This is a genomic window from Halorhabdus salina, assembly GCF_013839425.1.
GTDB classification, from domain to species: domain Archaea; phylum Halobacteriota; class Halobacteria; order Halobacteriales; family Haloarculaceae; genus Halorhabdus; species Halorhabdus salina.
The window spans coordinates 1-18,803 of sequence record NZ_JACDNP010000004.1 but is presented as its reverse complement, the minus strand read 5'-3'; the positions used below and the strand labels follow the sequence as shown (position 1 = coordinate 18,803).

Below are 18,803 nucleotides of genomic sequence, written 5' to 3'. Positions count from 1 at the left end.
CCAAGCCGCGCTATAGCACCGCTTCAGCCAGTGCTTCGAGCCGATCCATGTCGTCCATGGCGAGCCACTGCAGCATGATGCGGTCAGCCCCAGCGTCCTCAATTGCGTCGATCTGTTCCCGGACTTCCTCCGGCGTGCCTACGATGTGCCCCTCCTCGCGCAATGCTTCGGGATCGCGCCCGTCGAGGACAGCCTCGAGTTCCGCTTCGTCCCGGCCGAAGACGACCTGCGTCATCAGCGACCGCCGAACGTCGCCGGGTTCGCGCCCCTCCGCGTCGAGCAGCTCGTCCAGGCGATCGTTCAGCGAGGCGTATTCGTCGGTCGTGAGGAAGACGCCGTTCCACTCGTCGCCTCACCGGGCGACCAGTGGTAGCGTTCGATTCGGGCCGTTCCCGCCGACGAGCAGGTGCGTGCCGCCCGGCCGTTCGGGGCGCGGGAGCAACTGTGCGTCATCGAGTTGGAAGTACTCGCCGTCGAAGGACACCGGGTCCTCCTCGCCCAACAGCGACGCGATGACTTCGACGCCTTCCTCGAAGCGATCGAAGCGCTCGGGTACGTCGAGCAGGTCGAAGCCGAAGGTCTCGTGTTCGAACTCCTGCCAGCCCGCGCCGACGCCCAATACGAGGCGACCGTCCGCGAGGTTGTCGACGTCCTTGCCCATCCGTGCGGTGAAGACGGGGTGACGGAAGGAGACCGGCGTCACGAGCGGGCCGAAGTCGATGTCATCGGTATTGTCTGCCAGCCAGGTCAGCGACGGCCACAGGTCCAACGCGTCGTCAGTTGTCCCGTCGGCATCCGTGAAGTGGTCCGAGCGGAACAGGCCGGAAAATCCCAGTTCCTCGACAGTGTGGCCGATACGTTGCCAGCGATCCCAGGTGAGACCCTGTTGGCCTTCGACCATGATGGCGATTTCGGGCATGGACAGCCGCCTGTTTTGACCGGCATTCCCTTGGTCGTTGGTGTCGGGTGGCGTCGCAGTCCCGTAGATTCTTACTGCTCGTCGCCTTACCCTAGGTAGATGCGTCTCGACGACTACATCGAGGGATTCGAACGCGACGAGGCCGCCCATAAGCGCCGCCTCGCCAAGGAGAAGTCCTACGCCATCACCGATCACCTCGAAGACGTCGAGCGCCAGCTGGAGGAGACACTGTCGGGCGACGCCCTCTTTGGCTCGACAGCCCCGGAGATTTTCGTCGGCCGATCGGGCTACCCGCAAGTCAACTCCGGCGTCCTCTCGCCCGTTACCGACGACCACGATCCGACGGATTTTGCCACCAGCGGGAACTGGTACGCCGATGGACTGGGTATCGAGGACGTCCTGCAACGCCGGACGGGCCTGCTCAACTCACAGCGTTCGGCCAAGGTGGACGTCGAGGACGTCTGGGACGGATTCGTCGGCACGCAGCGTGAGGTCGCCATCGCCGATCAACCCGTCGACGTCGAGCTCGGGCTGGACTCGACGCCCGAGATCGACCTGAGCGTCGACGACATCAGCACTCCTACCGGCCCCCGCGCACGGGCTGAGTCCGCGGATCTCGCGGAGAACCCCCACGTCCCCCGCCCGGTCAAGAAGACCCTCTCTGATGACGATTGGCGGGCCGAGGGGGCGATGACCTACCTCTACCGGAAGGGATTCGACGTCTACGACGTGAACACGATCCTCTCGGCGGGGGCGCTGGGCCAGGGGGCCAATCGCCGACTCGTCCCGACGCGGTGGTCGATCACCGCCGTTGACGACACTGTCGGGCAGTATCTACGGGGGCAGATCCGGAATGCTCCCTCCATCGACGAGACGCAGGTCTGGTACAACGAGTACATGGGCAACAAGTACTGGATCGTCCTCTCGCCCGGCAACTGGGAGTTCGAACTCGTCGAGATGAAAGCCCCCGAGAGCGTCTGGAATCCGGTCGGCGAGGCCCACTACCTCGCCAGCGCTCACGAGGGCTACGAAGGCCGAACGAGCTACGTCGATGAGACCGCCGGCGCGTATTATGCCTCGCGGCTGGGCGTGCTGGAACACCTGACGGACATCGGCCGGCAGGCCAAGTGTCTCGTCCTCCGGGAGGTGACCGACGACTACTGGGCCCCGGTGGGCGTCTGGCAGGTTCGGGAGGGCGTCCGTAACGCCTTCGACGATCCTGGGGGACTGCCCGACGATATTGCGGGCCGGTATGGCGTCGCCGAGACGTTCCGCGAGGCGGTCACTGGCGTCGCCGAGCAACTCCCGGTCTCGCTGGGTGCGCTCCGCCGGAAGTCAGAGATGGTCGCCGGGCTGCAGGCCCAATTGAGCGACTTTTGAGGGTGGTCACACTGCGATGGTTCCTGCGTGACCGTGAGACGTCAGAGATTCTCGTAGGCTTCCTCAACGAACTCGCCAGTGTCGTCGATGATGTCAGTCATCGTCTCGTCGTCGGGTGCCAGTCCAACCAGCCGGGCGATTCGCATGATGGAGACGTGATAGACCTCCTGGACACCAGGTTCGATCTCGTGGATGACGACATTGCAGGGGAAGAGACCGCCGATCCGGCCATCGCTCGCGTCCAGTGCCCGATCCGCGACGGCCGGGTTACAGGCCCCGAGGACGTAGTAGGGGTCCCTCTCAGCGTCGATCTTCTCGTTCAGCAATTCCGAGGGAGAGAACTCCGTCGCGACGCCGAATCCGGCGTCGGTGAACGCCGCCCGCACGTGCTCAATCGCGTCTTCGTGGGCCATCTCCAGGGTGGCGCGCTCCTCACCGATGTCCGCGGAGTCGATCTCGGTCGGGTCGATCGGCAGTGCCATATCGTCACACACGACCGGCCGAGAGAAAAGTGTCGGTGTCTCTGAGAGATACCGACTCGTCGAAAGACTCACGTGATTGCCGTCTTCGTCTCCACTATGGCGTTCACTGTCGATCCGGGTTTCGTGGTCGATATCGCGTTCGAATTTCTCCCGCTCACGCTCGTCGGGGCAGTGGCTGTCTGGGTCGTGCTCCGTGAGTTCGGCCCCATTCGGCGGCTTCACCGGCGGCTGGGATAAGCGATTGATATAGTATTGTCCTTTGACCCCAATAACAAGCAATACTTGGTAGCAGGTGAGTACTTACCCGGCCAGGTCTCCTTTTCGTTCCTATGGCAACATACACGACGCAGTATCGAGTCGACGCCCCGTTCGAGGAGACGATCGAGACAGTGACAGGCGCACTAGCCGAGGAGGGGTTCGGCGTCCTCGCGGACATCGATCTGCAGGCGGCGTTCGACACCAAACTCGACGAGGATTTCGACCGGTATCGGATCCTGGGGGCGTGCAATCCGGCGCTCGCTTACGACGCACTGGACGTCGAGTACGAACTCGGGGCGTTGTTGCCCTGTAATGTCGTCGTCTACGAGGACGAGGCGGGCGTCGGCATCAACGTCGTCGACCCGCAGACGCTGTTCTCGCTGACCGACAGTGACGACCTCGAACCGATCGTCGAAGACGTGACCGGGAGATTAGATGCGGCCATGGACGCCGTCCCCGAGGCGACGCCGGTCTCGACGACTGACGCCTAACGACGGGGAAACGGTTGGGGGCGAGCGGACCTCACTCCGTCGGAACCGGACCCGTCCCGATGACGTTCCGGACGGCTTTCTCGAAGGACTGGCGGCGGTCGAAGTACGTCTCGTCGATTTCATCGAGCACGTCCCCGAGCGATTGCGGGCCGCTTGGCGTCCGGATCTTTGTTTCGCCCTCGCGTCGTCGAACCGTACTCTTCTCGATCCCGTAGGATAGTCGCGAGGACACGCGCGCCAGGGGGACGCCAGCGACTGCGTTGCCCTCGCCCAGCGCCACTGGGGGGTCCTCGCTTTCGTCGTCGTTGTCTTTGGCCATGTGCCGCGATTGGCTGCCGCGGCGATTAGTATTTTCGGCCGCGACACTCCTGGATCTCGTTTGGTAGTGTGCGTCGGCCCAGGTATAATCGATCACAGACTAGCAGGCAGGTTCCAACCGAGTGGGGTCAGTTGACACCCGAATCGCATGCCGGGCGTCTGACGCAGAGTTTAGTGGATCCCTGTGGTAGGAAGCCCCATGACCAGTTTGACGGACGTCTACCGGCACCGAGTGGGGGCGGTTGCCGATCGTCGCCGTGTCCTCGTGGGTGGTGGCCTCTTTGCGCTCGGTGTGGCGCTGACTGCGGCCGGCGTCGTGTTGGCAACGGCGGGCGTGAGCTCGTGGTTCGACCTGGGAACGTACGGGGCTCGCGAACTTGCTGGCATTCTCGCGGGACTCGGCCTGCCGGCGACGTTCGTGGGCATCTTTGCCGTCCTCCCGACCAGTCGCGTGACACGTGCCACAGCCGCTATTGGTGCGAGCCTTTGTGTGTTCGGTGTGGCGCTGTTCACCTACGCCTATCCGACCCAGTGGCCCGGCGCGCCGGCCGCTGACCCGTTGCTCACGTTGACGACGCTTTCTGTCTATTTCGTCGGTGCGATCACGACCGGCTGGTGCCTGTTTGTCGCTGTGGCGACGTTCAAGACCCGTAAATCACCCGGCGGGGCGGCCGAAATGCGAATCACGCAGGAAGGACAGATCGAGCTCGTCCGGGACACGGATGAGGTCCCCACCGCGACGGGCGGGGTCGGGCTGTTCGGGACCGATCCGGACGGCGAGGTGCCGACTCAGACCGGGCCGGAAGGGCCGACTGACCGAGTCAGTGATCATTCAAACCGCGCGGCCAGCGACGGTGGCTCCGCGACGGCTGCGTCGACCGCTGCCGACGACACAGTGCTGGAGAACGTCGCGACCCGCGGGCAGCCGGACCAATACTGTGGTAATTGTGAACACTTCCACTACGTTCGCGTCGACGAGGCGGTCCAGCCCTATTGTGGCCTTGACGAACAGTATATGGACGATATCGACGCCTGTTCGGCGTGGTCGTCGAACAGCCACGACGACCGACGGTGAGTCGGCCGGGTGGCAGACGCAAGGAGCGAGACTGCGGGGCAGCCCGGGTGTTTTTGTCCCGACAATTCCGTTGCTTCTCAGAAGAGTTGTTCTCTGGCAAACTGTGTGAGCAACGGTACGTCTCGGACGTGGATCAACTTCGCGATCGCCCGCCAGCTCCCGTTATTTGCACGTGAAAGCGTTTCGTTGTCGAGCCCGTGTAGGTCCGACAGCAGCCGGTCGTACCGATCGTTCGGGGCGAGATAGAGCATCTCAGTCAACCGCAGGCGTGCGTCCATCCGCGGGGCGACTTGCCGGTGCCAGAGCGTCTCGTAGAAGGCCATCGCCTCGGCGGACGTGTCCGGTTGGTCCGGAGTGAGGGATTGATCGATGGTGACGGCCGCCGCTCGTCCGGATTTCATCGCGTTGTGGATCCCTTCGCCCCACAGTGGATCGATCGAGGGAACAGTGTCGCCGATCGCGATGAAGTTGTCCGTACTCATCTGTCCTGGCTGTTGGATGTGTGCTGACCCTCGGTGTTGGTGGCCCTCGATACGCGCCGCGTCCGCGAATCGCGGGTCAGTGTCGAGCCAGTGTTGCAGATAGCCGTCGATCGTCCGATCGGTCTGGGCGTACCGCTGGTAGCTGTCGTTGTTGATGTAACACAGGCCGACTTTCGCCGTGTCCTCTCCGGTGTGGAAGATCCAGGCGTAGCCACCCGGCGCGTACTCGTGATCGAGGCGGAGCATCATCGCGTCGGTGAGATCGGCGTAGCCGTCGGGATCAAGGTCGACGCCCGCCATCTCGTATTCGATGCCGATCGCGTGCCGTTCCCGTTCGAGGTCCGAAACGCCCAGTTTCGAGGCGATCGGTGCGGCCGGACCCGTCGCATCGATGACGACCTCGGCATGGACTTCCTCGGATCCGTTGTACTGGACGCCAGTGACCTCGCCGTCGTCCATGACTGGGCCGGAAACGCGTGCATCAAACCGATAGTTGGCCCCTTTCTCGCGGCCGTCGGCGACGAGGAATTCCTTGAACGCAGCGAAGTCAAGCACGGCTCCGGTCTGTGTTTGCCGGAGGAATTCGTTGGGCGACTCGATTACTACGCTGTCAGTGAACTGCATGACGACGTCGTCTGGAATCCCGAACGAGGACAGCATCGACGGGAAGGTTCCGCCTGTGGACTTGTTGCTCTGTCTGGGAAAGTCGGCTTCGGCCTCCGTCTCGAGGACGACCACGTCGTAGCCCCGCCTCGCAAGGTCGCGGGCACACTGGGCACCGGCCGGCCCGGCACCAGCAATCACCGCGTCGTAACGCTCGGACATACATGGCCATCTAGCTTCGCCCTAAAGAGTGTTCCTTCATCAGCCCCCAATATTGGGGGATTCTTTATCTTCAACCAACACTGGCTGTGCTATCGATGGGGGCCGCGTCTGAGTAGTTACAGTGGACCAGCCTGTCCCGAGACTGCGGACTCATCTCAATCTCGAAGGGCATGATCGGTACGCTCTTCCGGACTCAACCGACCACCGAAAACCGAATCGATCGCCTGCAGGAACTCGAACGCGAGATGGAACCGTCGTTTTGGGCGGCGGACTCGTGCCGGCGCTGCACTAATTCACTCCTCGACGAGTTCATCGAGCAGCGTCTCGAGCTCGTAGGCTTCTAAGGCCCGCTGGCTGTCCTGGAGCGTCGAGATGACGAACGTCGAGTTCGTCCGTTCGACTTCTTCCAAGGCCTCGAAGTCGCTGATGAGTCGTTCGACCATATCCGAGTCCGTCAGATGGGCGATCACGATGAAGTCCGTTTCGCCCATCGTCAGGTAGACCTGTGTGACGCCTTCGATTGCGCGGAACTTCTCGGCGACGGCATCGTAGGTCCCACTGTACTCGGCGAGCACTTCGACGATAACTGTCACTCCCAGTCCGACCGCGTCCAGGTCGATATCGTTGAGATCGCTCTCGATCACCCCGTCCTCCCGGAGATTGTTCAGCCGGTAGTGAATCGTCGAGACTGGGATGTCCGTCTCTTCGTGGAGTCGCTCCGGACTATCAGTCCCGAGATCGGCGATCGCCTTGAGGATCCGTACGTCGCGCTCGTCCATGCCTGGCACGGTCGGCGGTGATCGGTAAGTAAGCTGCGCTCCGCTCGGTCGAACTGCTTGCCGGCTTCTGCACGGGACGACACGCATATCGGATAGTTAGTCATCCCATCTCAGTTATTTGGAGTTATTTCGAGGATGCGTTAGATTCTTATAGTTCAGTGTAGGAATGCTAGGTAATGCGATCGAAATCTCTCGTACTCTCATTGGTAGTCGGCGTCCTCTGGGGAAGTTCGTTCCTCGCGATCGACGTCGGCCTGGCGTATTTCCCGCCGCTTTTGTTCGCCGGGCTGCGGTACGCGTTGGTCGGTGTGGTCGTCGTCGGGTTCGCGGCTGTACTGGTGCGTCGGTGGTATCCACAGTCGCTGGCTGACGCCGGAAGTATCCTGGTCGCCGGGGCTTTCATGATCGCCGGCCACCACGCGTTTCTCTACCTCGGGATGGAACACGACGTCCCGGGTGCGGTCGCGGCCATCGTCGTGAGTCTCTCGCCGGCGTTAACGGCCGTGTTCGCCAGCGCGTTGCTCCCGGACAGCGACCTCACCGCGCTGCAGGTTGTGGGACTGCTCGTCGGGCTCGCCGGTGTCGTCGTTATCTCTGATATCGGCGTGAGCACAGTCACGAGTGCGAACCTCCTCGGTGTCGGGCTTGTCGTGCTCGCGACGGTCAGTTTCGCCTTTGGCTCCGTCGCGACGAGACCGCTCCGAACGGATCTTTCGGCAGTCGCCCTCCAGGGCTGGGCAATGCTCCTCGGATCGGGCCTGCTCGGGGTGACCAGTTACGCGACCGGCGAATCGTTCACCACGATCGTCTGGACGCCGCTTTCAGTCGCTTCGCTCGCGTTCCTCGTCGTCGGGCCAGGCATCATCGCGTTCTCGCTGTATTTCAGCTTGCTTGATCGGATCGGCCCGACTGAGAGCAATCTCATCGTCTACCTCGAGCCCGTCGTCGCGACCGGGCTGAGCTGGCTAGCCTTCGGCGAGGTGATCGACTCCCAGACGGTCGTCGGGTTCCTCGCGATCTTTGTCGGGTTCCTGCTGGTGAAACACCGGTCGCTGTTACCCTCGTGGCATCGCGTTCGCGACGGCCTCGGACCGACGCACCCTGAAACAGGCTCGTCTACCTTCGAGAACTCGGACTGAGCCACTGTATGCCTGCTATCTCGTGGCGAGGGCCACGGCACTGCTGGCGCTTCTCTGGCCCATCTCGCCGGTCGAAAACGGAGCAGGCGACTGCAGCAGTAGACCGCTGATTCGAGGACGATTGCCCGGTAAGTTGCGTAGCGATGCCGCGACGTCTCAATGAAAAACAGCGCGAGTTCCCCGCCCTTCCGAAAACCCACCGTTTTCGGCTTTCGCAAATCTCCGATTTGCGTCAACACCGTGGGCAGGGGTCAAGCGCGTTACCCCGGCGTGTGGTCCGTCTCTTCGGACTCGAAACCGATGGCACCGACTTGCCCGAGAAACCCAACGTGGACTCGCTCGACACGAGCAACATCGTCGGGATTGACCTCGGCATCCAGAACTACATCCACACCTCGGACGGCAAGACTGTGGATTGGCTTGGCCTCGAAGACGACTACGAGCGTCTTCGCCGCGAACAACGCAAACTCTCACGGAAAGAGAAGGGGTCGAACAACTATGAGAGACAACGTCGAGAAGTGGCGAAGGTTAAGCGCCATATCAAGCGGAAGGTACTGGACTATCAGCACAAGCTTACGACGTGGCTCGTCAAGGAGTACGACGCCGTGTTCGTCGAAGACCTAAACGTCGCTGGAATGCTTCAGGGTGACGGAAACGCCCGGAACAAGCAGGATATGGCGTGGAGACAGTTCATTACTCTCCTCGAATACAAAGCCGACCTCTACGGCGCTCACGTTGTTCAAGTCGAAGCACGAGGGACGACGAAGGAGTGCGCGTCGTGTGGTGTGGAGACAGCGAAGCCACTCTGGGTCAGGGAACACTCCTGTCCGTCGTGCGGATTCGAGACGGATAGAGATGCGAACGCGGCGATGAACGTCTTACAACGAGGTTTTTCTGAACTAGGGCTGGGATGGCCCGAATCAACGCCTGTGGAGACTGTGACCGCTACGGACACGACTCAGTTTGAGTCTGTGTCTGCAAGTCACGTCGTGGAAGCAGGAAGCCTGCCCTCGTGAGAGGAGGATTCCCCGCGCCACCGTGCGCGGGATGATATTCAAGACGCCCGCCTCGTCTCACGCGAGATATTTACCGACACCATCCGCCTCAAACAAGACGGGGACACTCGTACCGAGATACAGAAGAGTGACCATGATGGCTTCTTGCGGAACAACAAGTGTGCGGTCGTCGGCAAAGCCCTCTACACGTGGGACTCCTACCAGTCACTCAAAGAGTGCTGGGAGAATCAAGACGACCCTGACGGAGGCAAGCCAACGCCGCCGAGTACCGCCTACGTGACGGTGGCGGCCGATCTGGCTACGAGTCGGCGAGCGAGGCGGCACTGTGTTTCTCCGAGGTTGCAGTACGGACTTTCGGGACGCCATCGAGGAGGTCCGAGAGATTCTGGCCGCCGGCGAGGTCGAGACAGGTACCAGCGCCGAGTTCGTCGAGGACGCCCACGGCTACCCCTGGGTTGTCCTCGAAGACGACGAAGCCTACTGGTATCCCCTCCGGATCGAGGATGCGGGCCATCCCTGGAGTAACTACTGCCGTCTCTTTTCGAGTACTGTCTCGATCGCGTCGAGGACGTCCGTCCGTACTGCGTCCGGCGAGCGCGTGGCGTCGATCCGAACGAACCGATCAGGTTCCTCGGCGAGCAGGCGCTCGTAGTTCTCCCGGACCGCTCGCAACTGCTCGACGCGCTCGAACTTGTTGGTGGCGCCGCTGCGTTCGGCCCCCGTCTCGGCGTCCACGTCGAGGTAGATCGTCGCATCCGGTGGTCGCGTCCAAGGCTGGTGGATTTCCCGGACGAATTCCAGCGAGTCGTCCAGGCGCTCGGTAAGCGTCGCCCCCTGGTAAGCGTATCTGGAATCCGAGTAGCGATCGGAGACGACGACTTCGCCGCGATCGAGCGCCGGCTGGACCGTCTTGGCGAGGTGAGCTGCGTGGTCGGCCGTATAGAGGAATAGCTCCGCCATCGGGTCGGCCTCGTCGTCACGAATCGACCGCTGGACGGCCTCGCCGTACCAGGACTCGGTCGGCTCACGGGTGAACGTCAGCGTGGCATCGATGTCGGCGCGACGCTCTTGCAGGAACTCCCGGGCGGAGGTTTTCCCGCTCCCGTCGATCCCTTCGAGCGTGATGAGCATACGTGGCCCACGTAGTCCGGGCACGTAAACGCGCCGCCTCGGCGCGATCTCGGCCCCGAAAATCTGTCGGTCGGCGACCGCTTCCAGCGATTGCCGGGCACCCTACTTTTAGGGTTGTTCGATACCATGACACATACATGCACGTGCTCGTCACCGGCGGCGACGGCTTCATCGGGCGATACCTCTGTACCGAACTGGACGAACGCGGTCACGAGGTCTCCGTGCTATCGCGCGATCCTGACCCCGACGTGTTACCAGCCAGTGCCGAGACCGTCTCCGGCGACGTGACCGATCCCGACACCCTCGAGGGGGCCTTCGAGGGCGTAGACGTGGTTGTCAATCTCGTGGCGCTGTCTCCTTTGTTCATCCCGAGTGGCGGCAACGAGATGCACGAACGGATTCACCTCGGCGGGACCGAGAACGTCGTCGCGGCCGCCCAAGCAGCCGGTGTCAAGCGTATTGTCCAGATGAGTGCACTCGGGGCCGATCCCGAGGGAGCGACCCATTACATTCGCGCGAAGGGGCGGGCCGAGGAAGTCGTCCGGAACTCCGGCATGGAGTGGGTAATCGTTCGTCCGTCCGTCGTCTTCGGCCAAGGCGGGGAGTTCGTTGCGTTCACGAAGAAACTCACGCCGCCGCTGGTCGCGCCGCTACCCGGTGGCGGGAAGACGCGCTTCCAGCCGATCTGGGTCAAAGACCTCGCGCCGATACTCGCGGATTGTGTGGCGGACGACGATCGGGCCGGCGAGACGTACGAAATCGGTGGACCCGAGAATCTGACGCTCAAGCAAATCGCCAAAATGGTCCGGGGTAGCGTCGCCGTCATTCCGGTCCCGATGGCCCTGGCCGGCGTTGGCCTCTCGATTGGTGGGGCGATCCCTGGATTCCCGATGGGCAAAGACCAGTACCGGTCGCTCCGGTTCGACAACACGACCGCCGAGAACGCTGTCGCCGACTTCGGTGTCGATCCCGACGACATGCTGACCCTCGGGGCGTCCCTCAACCGGAACTGAGCGGATAGCGGCCCCATTCGCCGAACCTTCATCGCAACCTGAACCCGCGACCCCAATCCGTCAGAGCTATCTGTCAGATGCACGCACCGGAGATTATGCCGTCGATTCCCCGTCAGTTGTGGTCATACCGGCGCGAGCGGCCGGTTTTCGTCCTGGTCTCGGTTGTGACTCTTGGCACGCTGCTTGGCTGGCTTCTCGTCGAACACCACCTGCGACAGGGTGGGATCGGCCTGGCGTACGGCTTCAACGACTTCAGTGCCTACACGGGGGCGCTGAACGGCTGGCTCGAGAACGGACAGATGTACGTCGAGCAGCCGGATGGTGGGTACTTCGGGGAGTATCTCTACCCGCCGGTGACGGTGCTGGTGTTTTACCCCTTCGAGACGACCGGTTTCGATGTCGGGGCGATGCTGTTCGGCTTTACCTCGATCGTCCTCCTGTGGCTCGGCCTCGATGCGGTTGCCCGGACGCTGGGCTACCAGCTGCGTATCTGGGAGCGACTAGGGCTGTTGGTGGCGGTCTTCAGTTTCCAGCCCGCGATCCGGAACTTCCGGTGGGCCCAGACCGCGACCTTTCTGGCCGCCTTTCTCTGCTTTGCGTTCTACTTCCAGGAACGGGCCGAGAGCGAGACGTCCCCGTACGGCGACAGCGAGGTGAGCGAGCACACCCGGTCGCTGTTCCGCTACGCCAGCGGGGCAGCAACCACGATCGGGAGCAGTTTCAAACTGTTTTACGCGACCTCGGGCGCGCATCTGCTCCGCGACCGCAAGCGCTTGGCGGGTGCGATCGGGGCGGGCATTGTCCTGCTCGTTGCCTCACTCGGCATCTTCGGCCTGGAGACGAACTTGACGTACATCGAGGTCCTCACCTGGGGGAAAGGCTGGGGCGAGAGTAGAGCGCTGTACCTCTGGGACACCGCTGCGGCCTACCGCCCGATGCATATTTTCGGCGGGTTCGGGCTCTACCTGAAGATCCTGGGGATTCTTGGCGTGATCGGGCTGACGCTTGCGACGCGGGCCGACGACTCGGTCGCTGCGCGCCGGCTGACGTTCGCGCTCGGGATTGCCGTCATCCCGTTGTTCGCGCCGAAGGCAGACAGCCACGATCTCATTGTCATGGTGTTGCCGGCCGTGATCCTCCTCGCCCACGAACTCGACCGACCCGATGGGCGCGCCTGGGTCCCGGTCCTCTCGGTGTTGCTCCTTCATCTGCATCGCTACGCGCTCGAGTGGCTCACCAAGCCTGAAGGGAACTTTCCGGGGGCGGCGATGCTGTACGACGCCGGAGCGTTTCTCCAGCCCGGAATGTGGGGGACCTTCCTCCTCGTTGGCCTGGTCGGGTACCGGGTCGCCGAACACGCATCTGTTCCCGATCTGCGAGCCGTCTTCGGCAGTGACGGATAGCGCGCGCCCGTCTGACGCCCTGGCGTCTCTGGGGCGGGCGGGCTGGCTCTGTTGTCTCAGGCCGGCTGCCGACCCCGTGATACTGGTTTCTGCCGAAAGCTATCGTGGGTTGTATCGCTCTCTCGGTCGGTACTTGCAAGTGTGCTGTGTCGCGGGAGAGACGGGCACGCACGCTGGCAAAAAGCTTATACGCGTAATCCGACTGTTTTCACGTCAAGAGAATCACTTATGAAACTCGCCATGATCGGCTTCGGGCAGGCCGGCGGGAAAATCGTCGACAAATTCCTGGAGTACGACGAACGAACCGGTAGCGGGATCGTCCGCTCGGCGGTCGCGGTCAACACCGCGAAAGCCGACTTGCTCGGGCTCGACCGTGTTCCGGAGGAGAACCGCGTCCTGATCGGCCAGGCCCGCGTCAAGGGCCACGGCGTCGGGGCAGACAACGAACTCGGCGCGGAGATCGCCGAGGAGGACATCGACGAGGTTCAGGGGGCCATCGATAATATTCCGGTCCACGAGGTTGACGCGTTCCTCATTATTGCCGGTCTGGGCGGTGGCACCGGCTCGGGTGGTTCGCCCGTCCTGGCGAAACACCTCAAGCGCATTTACACCGAGCCGGTCTACGGTCTCGGTATTCTGCCCGGGAGCGACGAGGGTGGTATCTACACGCTGAACGCCGCTCGGTCGTTCCAGACGTTCGTCCGGGAAGTCGACAACATGCTGGTGTTCGACAACGACGCTTGGCGCAAGACCGGCGAGTCCATGGAGGCCGGGTACGCCGAGATCAACGACGAGATCGTCAAGCGCTTCGGTATTCTCTTCGGGGCCGGCGAAGTCGAGCAATCCGGTGAGGTCGCAGAAAGCGTTGTCGACTCCAGCGAGATCATCAACACGCTTGGCGGTGGCGGTGTTTCGACGGTCGGATACGCTGCCGAGGAAGTCGATCTCGACGATTCAGGGAGCGGCTTACTCTCACGGTTCCGCGACGATGAGTCCAGGGACAGCATGGACACGGCAAACACGACCAACCGGATCACTTCGCTGGTCCGGAAAGCCGCACTCGGCCGGCTGACGTTGCCGTGTGAGATCGATGGTGCTGAGCGTGCGCTGCTGGTACTTTCCGGCCCGCCCCGAGAGCTCAACCGCAAGGGTATCGAACGCGGTCGCAAGTGGCTCGAAGAACAGACCGGGAGCATGGAAGTCCGCGGTGGCGACTACCCCGTCAGCGACTCCAGTTACGTCGCCTCTGTTATCCTGCTGTCGGGCGTCCACAACGTCCCCCGCATCAAGGAACTGCAGCAAGTTGCCATCGAAGCCCAGGACAATATCGACGATATTCGAGACGAAAGCGAAGAGAACTTGGAGACGTTGGTCGAAGACGAGGAAGATGAGTTGGATCCGCTCTTCTAAGGGCTTGGCCCTGTTGGCAGTGCTGGTGCTCACGTTCGCTGCGGTCGGCGCAGTGACTGCCGCGTCCGTCCAGGCGGACGCACCAGCTGAGGCACAGGTCGGCGAGGAAATCACGGTCTCGGCCACGATCACGGACGTCTACGAGACGGCCGATCAGTGGCAGCTCAACGGGACGACCGAACTTCGGAACGTGACCGGTTGGACGGTGACGAAAGTCACGCCCAGCGGCGAGGAAACCACCACGCAGTTCGACGGGGCCACCGACTTCGAGGTGGCGATCACCGGCGAGGAGAACATCGATCACATCAACGTGACGATCACCGGTGACGTTCCGTCGGTCGAGGACTACTCCTACGATCCGCCCCAGTCGTTCGTTGCAGCCGACTTCAATCGGGTGCAGGGCAACAACGTCAACGATATCGAGACGATCTCCGTCCATCACTACACCGAAGAGAGCAATCAAACCCGGCAAGTGATCGACGAGGCCCGACAAGCCGTCGAAGAGTCCGATAGCGAGGACGCAAACGCAACGCTCACCAACGCGATCGGCGTGTTCAACGGCGGTGGCGAGAACTTTGCCGAGGCGCGAAGTCTCGCAAAAGACGCCAAGAACACCGCCGAATCGGCCGAACAGTCCGCCCAGACGACCCAGCTGATCCTCTACGGTGTCGGTGCCCTGGTCGTGCTGGCACTGATCGGCGGCGGCATCTACTACTGGCGCTCCCAGCAGGAGAGCTACGACAAACTCCGCTGATTTGGCGACTTTCCGATGCGCGTTTTCGTTCCGTTCGATGTGACCGACCCCAAGACCAGACTCACGTCCGTTCTCTCGCCGTCCGAGCGATCGGCCTTTGCCCGGTGTATGCGGCGTGACGTCGTGCGTGCCATTCGAGCGGCCGGCGGTGACCCGGAGCTGATCGCGACCGAATCGATCGACAGCGACGCGCCCGTGTCGGTCGACGACCGCCCGCTCTCAGTGGCCGTCAACGCTCGCCTCGACGTGGTCAAGGGGCCAGCCGCCGTGATTGTCGCGGATCTGGCGATCGTGACCCCTGGGGCGATCGAACAGCTGTTCGAGGTCGACGGCGATGTCGTCCTGGCGCCCGGCCGCGGTGGCGGGACCAACGCCATCGTTGCCCGTCATCCCGACTTCCGGGTCGACTACCACGACGCCTCGATCCGCGACCATCGCGCGATCGCCGAGGAAGTGGGCGCGAGTGTGACAGAGATCGACTCCTACCGGCTGGCGACAGATGTCGACGAACCGGCCGACCTCGCGGAAGTGCTGTTGCACGGCCAGGGCGAGGCGGTCGAGTGGGTACGCGAACGCGGGTTCGAACTCGCCGTCGAAGGGGGACGGGTCGGCGTCGAGCGGTAACAGCAACCCCGTCGGCGCTGCCGACGACAGAATCCTTTTGTCCGGGCTGTTCCGATCCACTGTATAGAATTGTGATTCCGGGAGCCGACGCCTACGACGTCGACCTCGAAATCGACCCTGCCGACCGCGAGCGCTTGCTCTCGGTCGGCCCCGGGGACGTTTCGGCCGCCCCCGGACTCACCTTCGCCCGGAACGTTTTCGTGCCGCTGACGACCGCCTGTCGGTACACCTGCACCTACTGCACGTACTACGATCCGCCGGGGGAGGCGTCGTTGCGCTCCCCCGAGCAGATCCGCGAGATCTGTCGGGAGGGGGCTGAGACTGGATGTACGGAAGCCCTGTTCACCTTCGGCGACGACCCCGACGACCGCTACGACGCCATCTACGACCAACTCCGTGAGTGGGGCCACGACTCCATTCACTCCTATCTCCGGGAAGCCTGCGAGATCGCCCTCGATGAGGGTCTCCTCCCCCATGCCAATCCCGGCGATCAGACCCGCGAACAGATGGCCCACGTCGCCGACGTCAACGCCAGCATGGGCGTCATGCTGGAGACGACCGCTGACGTGGCGGCCCACGCTGGCTCGCGCCGGAAGGAACCGGGCCAGCGACTCGCCACGATCCGGACGGCCGGTGAGCTTGGAATCCCGTTCACGACGGGCATTCTCGTTGGGATCGGCGAGGACTGGACGGATCGTGCTGAGAGCCTGTTGGCGATCGGCGCACTTCACGAACGATACGGCCACGTCCAGGAGGTGATCGTCCAGCCGGTCTCGCCCAATGAGCGCTGGGATCGAGACCCTCCCAGTCTCGAAACGATGCGCCGGACAGTCGCGATGGCTCGGGCAGGATTGCCCGAGGAAATCAGCGTGCAGGTGCCCCCGAACCTCGCCCGGACGCGACAGTTGCTCGACTGTGGGGTGGATGATTTGGGCGGCGTTTCGCCGGTCACCGATGATCACGTCAACCCCGATTACGCGTGGCCGGCACTGGATGAACTGCGGGATATCGCCGATTCGGCCGGGGTCCCCCTGTGTGAGCGCCTTCCGGTCTACGATCGATACGTCGACGAGCAGTGGCTCGGGGGGCCAGTATTGGAAGCGATCCGCGGCGAGGGCGACGCTGGCGAGCGGTTTCGGTCGGTAATCGGGGACAACGACGCCTACACAGGGCTCGATCGGGGCGGCAAGTGATACCTTCTAGCTTACACGACGATACGCGCGTTCCGATAGCAACCCCGCTACGGATTGCTCTCAAATTGTCCAGGCGTCGCGCGGGTCAGTGCTCATACTGCTGGCTATGATATATCGAAGTAATTCACCACCCCGTGGTGGCGAATATCTGCACGAACGTGTAGCCGGAAGTATCAGGAGAGAGAAACTTCGATCAGTCGTAGGATTGTTCAAGAACCGTCGTTCCTGTGTTGTCGGTGGCACCGATCGTATCTCCTCCATTGTTCCAGATTGCGGAGTCACTACCTCAGTAGAGATCAGCGGCGGTGTCGGCCCACACTCCCTCTCCCAAACGGTTCGTTTTATTTAACCGTTCTCTAAGGAGGTCTGCGAGTTGCATGGATACTTCTCGTTACGACCTCCTTATTTCTCAAACTCGTTGAACCAGCAGTCTTGTCCAGCGGGTTTTTCAGTTAATGCTCTACATTGGGGGGTGTGACTTGATCGAGGAAATGCTGTACTTGCGCTTCGGAGTTAAATTCGTGTGGTCGAATACCAGACACACCAGGGCCGAGAATGTCGACTGTCGCTCCAATATTTTTCGCCTTGACGCTAGAGAATGAATTTGTATGCCAATCATCATTGGCAGACATCTTACTTTCGACGGTAAACACGGCGGGATCGGTATTCCATCCCGCTTGAACTAATTTCCTGTTAACACCAGCCCATTCTAAGGGCTCTTCCTCCCCTTTTTTACTCTTCTCAACACCAGGAACTTTATAGCTAGATTCGTGGACGACAGTATTGTTGCGCTTAATTCGGAGATCTACTTCAACTGTTCCCTCCCATGCTCGATTGAGTCGAACAAACCAGAGTCTGTGGTTTCTCTTTAGGAAGTTCAGATGTACACATCCAGAAGTACCGAGTATGATTGCTCCTCCGAGCGATGCGATAACTGAACGACGATTCATTTTGCCGGTTCCGTTTTTGCGATGTTCGAATCTGATTTTTCCTTCTTTATTTTGGTGTCCATCGAAAATGACTTTATATATGTATATCCATCAGGTTCAAAATCAAGTCTTTGTTTCGTTTGCTTCACAGAGCGCAATTCTCGGGTGATTTTCTTAGAGTCTTGGTTCTCACGACGCTCCATTTTGATTTTCTCTAGTAATTTATCGAGATCTGATTTGTACACTCGTATAACACCAATTTCGTGTAATTCATCCTTGCTCATCTGATCAAAGCGGGAGTACAGACTAGATTGGTTGTGTGATGTAGTTTCTGCCTTAGATAGAGGGTTGACATTATCGTCTGTAATGTCAACCTTGAATGCAACTTTAGCCTTATCGAGGCCCGAATAATCCGCAATACCACTCTCAATCTTCACAGTATTATACGCACCAGGAACCGTATGTACTGAGAAGTGAACGCCGTGTGATGATTCGGTTCTCGTCATAGCTTTATACTCTTTATTGAATTCGATTGAGTCCGGCCCTTGGGAGTCAAAGGATTTCTGCTTATATGCATTATAAATTTCGTCTGAAGTATGTATAAGATCAACGAATTTGCTTGCTTCAGTAGCGGTTTCTTCTACTATTTCTTCTAAGACTTCACTCCAGTTACCACCTGGAGGATCTGGCCATGAACAGGCACCAGCCGTTGGAATAGAATGGAACTCGATCGGATTTTCTGGTTCATAGTCTGGATAGGCGGGCCCACATTTGAACCATTGTTCCCAAATATTATAGGTTTGCCTTCCGTTTAGGGGAGCTGAGTGACCAATATTCGTAAGATCAAAGCGATGCTTCCAGTATTCCATCCACTTCTCAGTATCCTTATCAAATACGGTATCTAATTCGCTACCCATATAGCCTAATGTCACACTAGTATTATTACCAACATTATCTTCCACCTTTTCATTTTTAGTCCATTTTGGATCGTTTATTCCTGTAAGGAGTGACCGACCCGTAACACCTCTGCCGACTTGTGATTGTGTCGTCGCTAGTATAGGGTCGCTAATACTAGCTCCAGATAATCCCAGTAACCCACTGATACCTATACTTTTCAGCAATGACCTTCTATCAACGCTATTTCCACACATACTATCTTTTTCCGTCATATATGTGAACTCA

At 60.8% G+C, this 18,803-nt stretch carries 20 protein-coding genes and 2 pseudogenes; 13 read left to right on the top strand and 9 right to left on the bottom strand.

The window, feature by feature from the left end; all coding sequences use genetic code 11:
* Nucleotides 1-10: 10 nt before the first annotated feature.
* Both HZR20_RS14340 and HZR20_RS14335 read right to left on the bottom strand, forming a co-directional pair.
* A complete protein-coding gene (locus HZR20_RS14340; protein WP_220132685.1) occupies nt 11-235 on the bottom strand; it encodes a hypothetical protein in 225 nt (74 codons plus the stop codon).
* A gap of 117 nt (nt 236-352) precedes the next feature.
* Nucleotides 353-919, bottom strand: coding sequence for an LLM class flavin-dependent oxidoreductase (locus tag HZR20_RS14335; RefSeq protein ID WP_220132684.1), 567 nt, complete (start codon nt 917-919; stop codon nt 353-355).
* Between the two features lie 99 nt (nt 920-1,018).
* Between HZR20_RS14335 and nreA the strand changes: the two genes are divergently transcribed.
* A complete protein-coding gene (gene nreA, locus HZR20_RS06445) occupies nt 1,019-2,299 on the top strand; it encodes a DNA repair protein NreA (RefSeq protein WP_181685775.1) in 1,281 nt (426 codons plus the stop codon).
* Between the two features lie 41 nt (nt 2,300-2,340).
* On the opposite strand, the gene HZR20_RS06440 is transcribed toward nreA, so the two are convergent.
* Entirely contained in the window at nt 2,341-2,781 is a 441-nt protein-coding gene (locus HZR20_RS06440) for a DUF302 domain-containing protein (protein WP_181685774.1), read from the bottom strand.
* A gap of 96 nt (nt 2,782-2,877) precedes the next feature.
* Here HZR20_RS06440 and HZR20_RS06435 point away from each other — a divergent pair, with 96 nt between their 5' ends.
* Nucleotides 2,878-3,018 carry a hypothetical protein gene (locus tag HZR20_RS06435; protein ID WP_181685773.1) on the top strand — a complete coding sequence of 47 codons (141 nt, stop codon included), beginning with the start codon at nt 2,878-2,880 and terminating at the stop codon, nt 3,016-3,018.
* A gap of 92 nt (nt 3,019-3,110) precedes the next feature.
* A complete protein-coding gene (locus tag HZR20_RS06430) occupies nt 3,111-3,530 on the top strand; it encodes a DUF302 domain-containing protein (RefSeq protein WP_181685772.1) in 420 nt (139 codons plus the stop codon).
* Nucleotides 3,531-3,561: 31 nt separating this feature from the next.
* Here the strand turns inward: HZR20_RS06430 and HZR20_RS06425 are convergent, their stop codons facing one another.
* On the bottom strand, nt 3,562-3,849 hold the full coding sequence (locus tag HZR20_RS06425) for a DUF5789 family protein (protein WP_181685771.1): 288 nt from the start codon (nt 3,847-3,849) through the stop codon (nt 3,562-3,564).
* 198 nt (nt 3,850-4,047) lie between these two features.
* Between HZR20_RS06425 and HZR20_RS06420 the strand changes: the two genes are divergently transcribed.
* Nucleotides 4,048-4,923: a DUF7139 domain-containing protein gene (locus HZR20_RS06420; protein ID WP_181685770.1), complete on the top strand. Its 876-nt coding sequence runs from the start codon at nt 4,048-4,050 to the stop codon at nt 4,921-4,923.
* Nucleotides 4,924-5,000: 77 nt separating this feature from the next.
* On the opposite strand, the gene HZR20_RS06415 is transcribed toward HZR20_RS06420, so the two are convergent.
* Together HZR20_RS06415 and HZR20_RS06410 are read right to left on the bottom strand one after the other, a co-directional pair.
* A complete protein-coding gene (locus HZR20_RS06415; protein ID WP_181685769.1) occupies nt 5,001-6,230 on the bottom strand; it encodes a digeranylgeranylglycerophospholipid reductase in 1,230 nt (409 codons plus the stop codon).
* 293 nt (nt 6,231-6,523) lie between these two features.
* Nucleotides 6,524-7,009: an Lrp/AsnC family transcriptional regulator gene (locus HZR20_RS06410; protein WP_181685768.1), complete on the bottom strand. Its 486-nt coding sequence runs from the start codon at nt 7,007-7,009 to the stop codon at nt 6,524-6,526.
* 176 nt (nt 7,010-7,185) lie between these two features.
* Between HZR20_RS06410 and HZR20_RS06405 the strand changes: the two genes are divergently transcribed.
* From HZR20_RS06405 to HZR20_RS14780, 3 genes and pseudogenes are all read left to right on the top strand, one after another.
* The gene (locus HZR20_RS06405) at nt 7,186-8,148 is read left to right on the top strand and encodes a DMT family transporter (protein WP_181685767.1); all 963 of its coding nucleotides are present in this window, start codon (nt 7,186-7,188) and stop codon (nt 8,146-8,148) included.
* A gap of 284 nt (nt 8,149-8,432) precedes the next feature.
* Nucleotides 8,433-9,164 (top strand): annotated as a pseudogene (locus HZR20_RS06400) (RNA-guided endonuclease InsQ/TnpB family protein); the annotation flags it as partial.
* A 325-nt stretch (nt 9,165-9,489) separates the two neighbouring features.
* Nucleotides 9,490-9,579, top strand: a pseudogene (locus HZR20_RS14780) (hypothetical protein); the annotation flags it as partial.
* A 110-nt stretch (nt 9,580-9,689) separates the two neighbouring features.
* Here HZR20_RS14780 and tmk read toward each other — a convergent pair.
* Nucleotides 9,690-10,295: a dTMP kinase gene (gene tmk, locus HZR20_RS06390; RefSeq protein ID WP_181685765.1), complete on the bottom strand. Its 606-nt coding sequence runs from the start codon at nt 10,293-10,295 to the stop codon at nt 9,690-9,692.
* A gap of 137 nt (nt 10,296-10,432) precedes the next feature.
* On the opposite strand from tmk, the gene HZR20_RS06385 reads away from it, so the two are divergent.
* The 6 genes from HZR20_RS06385 (at nt 10,433) to cofG (ending at nt 16,692) form a co-directional block, all read left to right on the top strand.
* Entirely contained in the window at nt 10,433-11,308 is an 876-nt protein-coding gene (locus HZR20_RS06385; protein WP_181685764.1) for a complex I NDUFA9 subunit family protein, read from the top strand.
* A 95-nt stretch (nt 11,309-11,403) separates the two neighbouring features.
* Nucleotides 11,404-12,711, top strand: a complete 1,308-nt coding sequence (locus HZR20_RS06380; protein WP_181685763.1) for a glycosyltransferase family 87 protein — start codon at nt 11,404-11,406, stop codon at nt 12,709-12,711.
* Nucleotides 12,712-12,939: 228 nt separating this feature from the next.
* On the top strand, nt 12,940-14,121 hold the full coding sequence (locus HZR20_RS06375; RefSeq protein WP_181685762.1) for a tubulin/FtsZ family protein: 1,182 nt from the start codon (nt 12,940-12,942) through the stop codon (nt 14,119-14,121).
* Entirely contained in the window at nt 14,099-14,875 is a 777-nt protein-coding gene (locus HZR20_RS06370; RefSeq protein WP_181685761.1) for a hypothetical protein, read from the top strand. Before HZR20_RS06375 ends, HZR20_RS06370 begins: the two co-directional genes overlap by 23 nt.
* A 15-nt stretch (nt 14,876-14,890) precedes the next feature.
* On the top strand, nt 14,891-15,499 hold the full coding sequence (gene cofC / locus HZR20_RS06365) for a 2-phospho-L-lactate guanylyltransferase (RefSeq protein WP_181685760.1): 609 nt from the start codon (nt 14,891-14,893) through the stop codon (nt 15,497-15,499).
* 71 nt (nt 15,500-15,570) lie between these two features.
* Nucleotides 15,571-16,692 carry a 7,8-didemethyl-8-hydroxy-5-deazariboflavin synthase subunit CofG gene (cofG, locus tag HZR20_RS06360; protein ID WP_181685759.1) on the top strand — a complete coding sequence of 374 codons (1,122 nt, stop codon included), beginning with the start codon at nt 15,571-15,573 and terminating at the stop codon, nt 16,690-16,692.
* 452 nt (nt 16,693-17,144) lie between these two features.
* On the opposite strand, the gene HZR20_RS06355 is transcribed toward cofG, so the two are convergent.
* Entirely contained in the window at nt 17,145-17,642 is a 498-nt protein-coding gene (locus HZR20_RS06355; protein ID WP_181685758.1) for a hypothetical protein, read from the bottom strand.
* Nucleotides 17,639-18,803, bottom strand: a 1,165-nt coding sequence (locus HZR20_RS06350; protein WP_220132683.1) for a hypothetical protein, incomplete at its 5' end; no start/stop codon positions are given. The genes HZR20_RS06355 and HZR20_RS06350, both read right to left, overlap by 4 nt.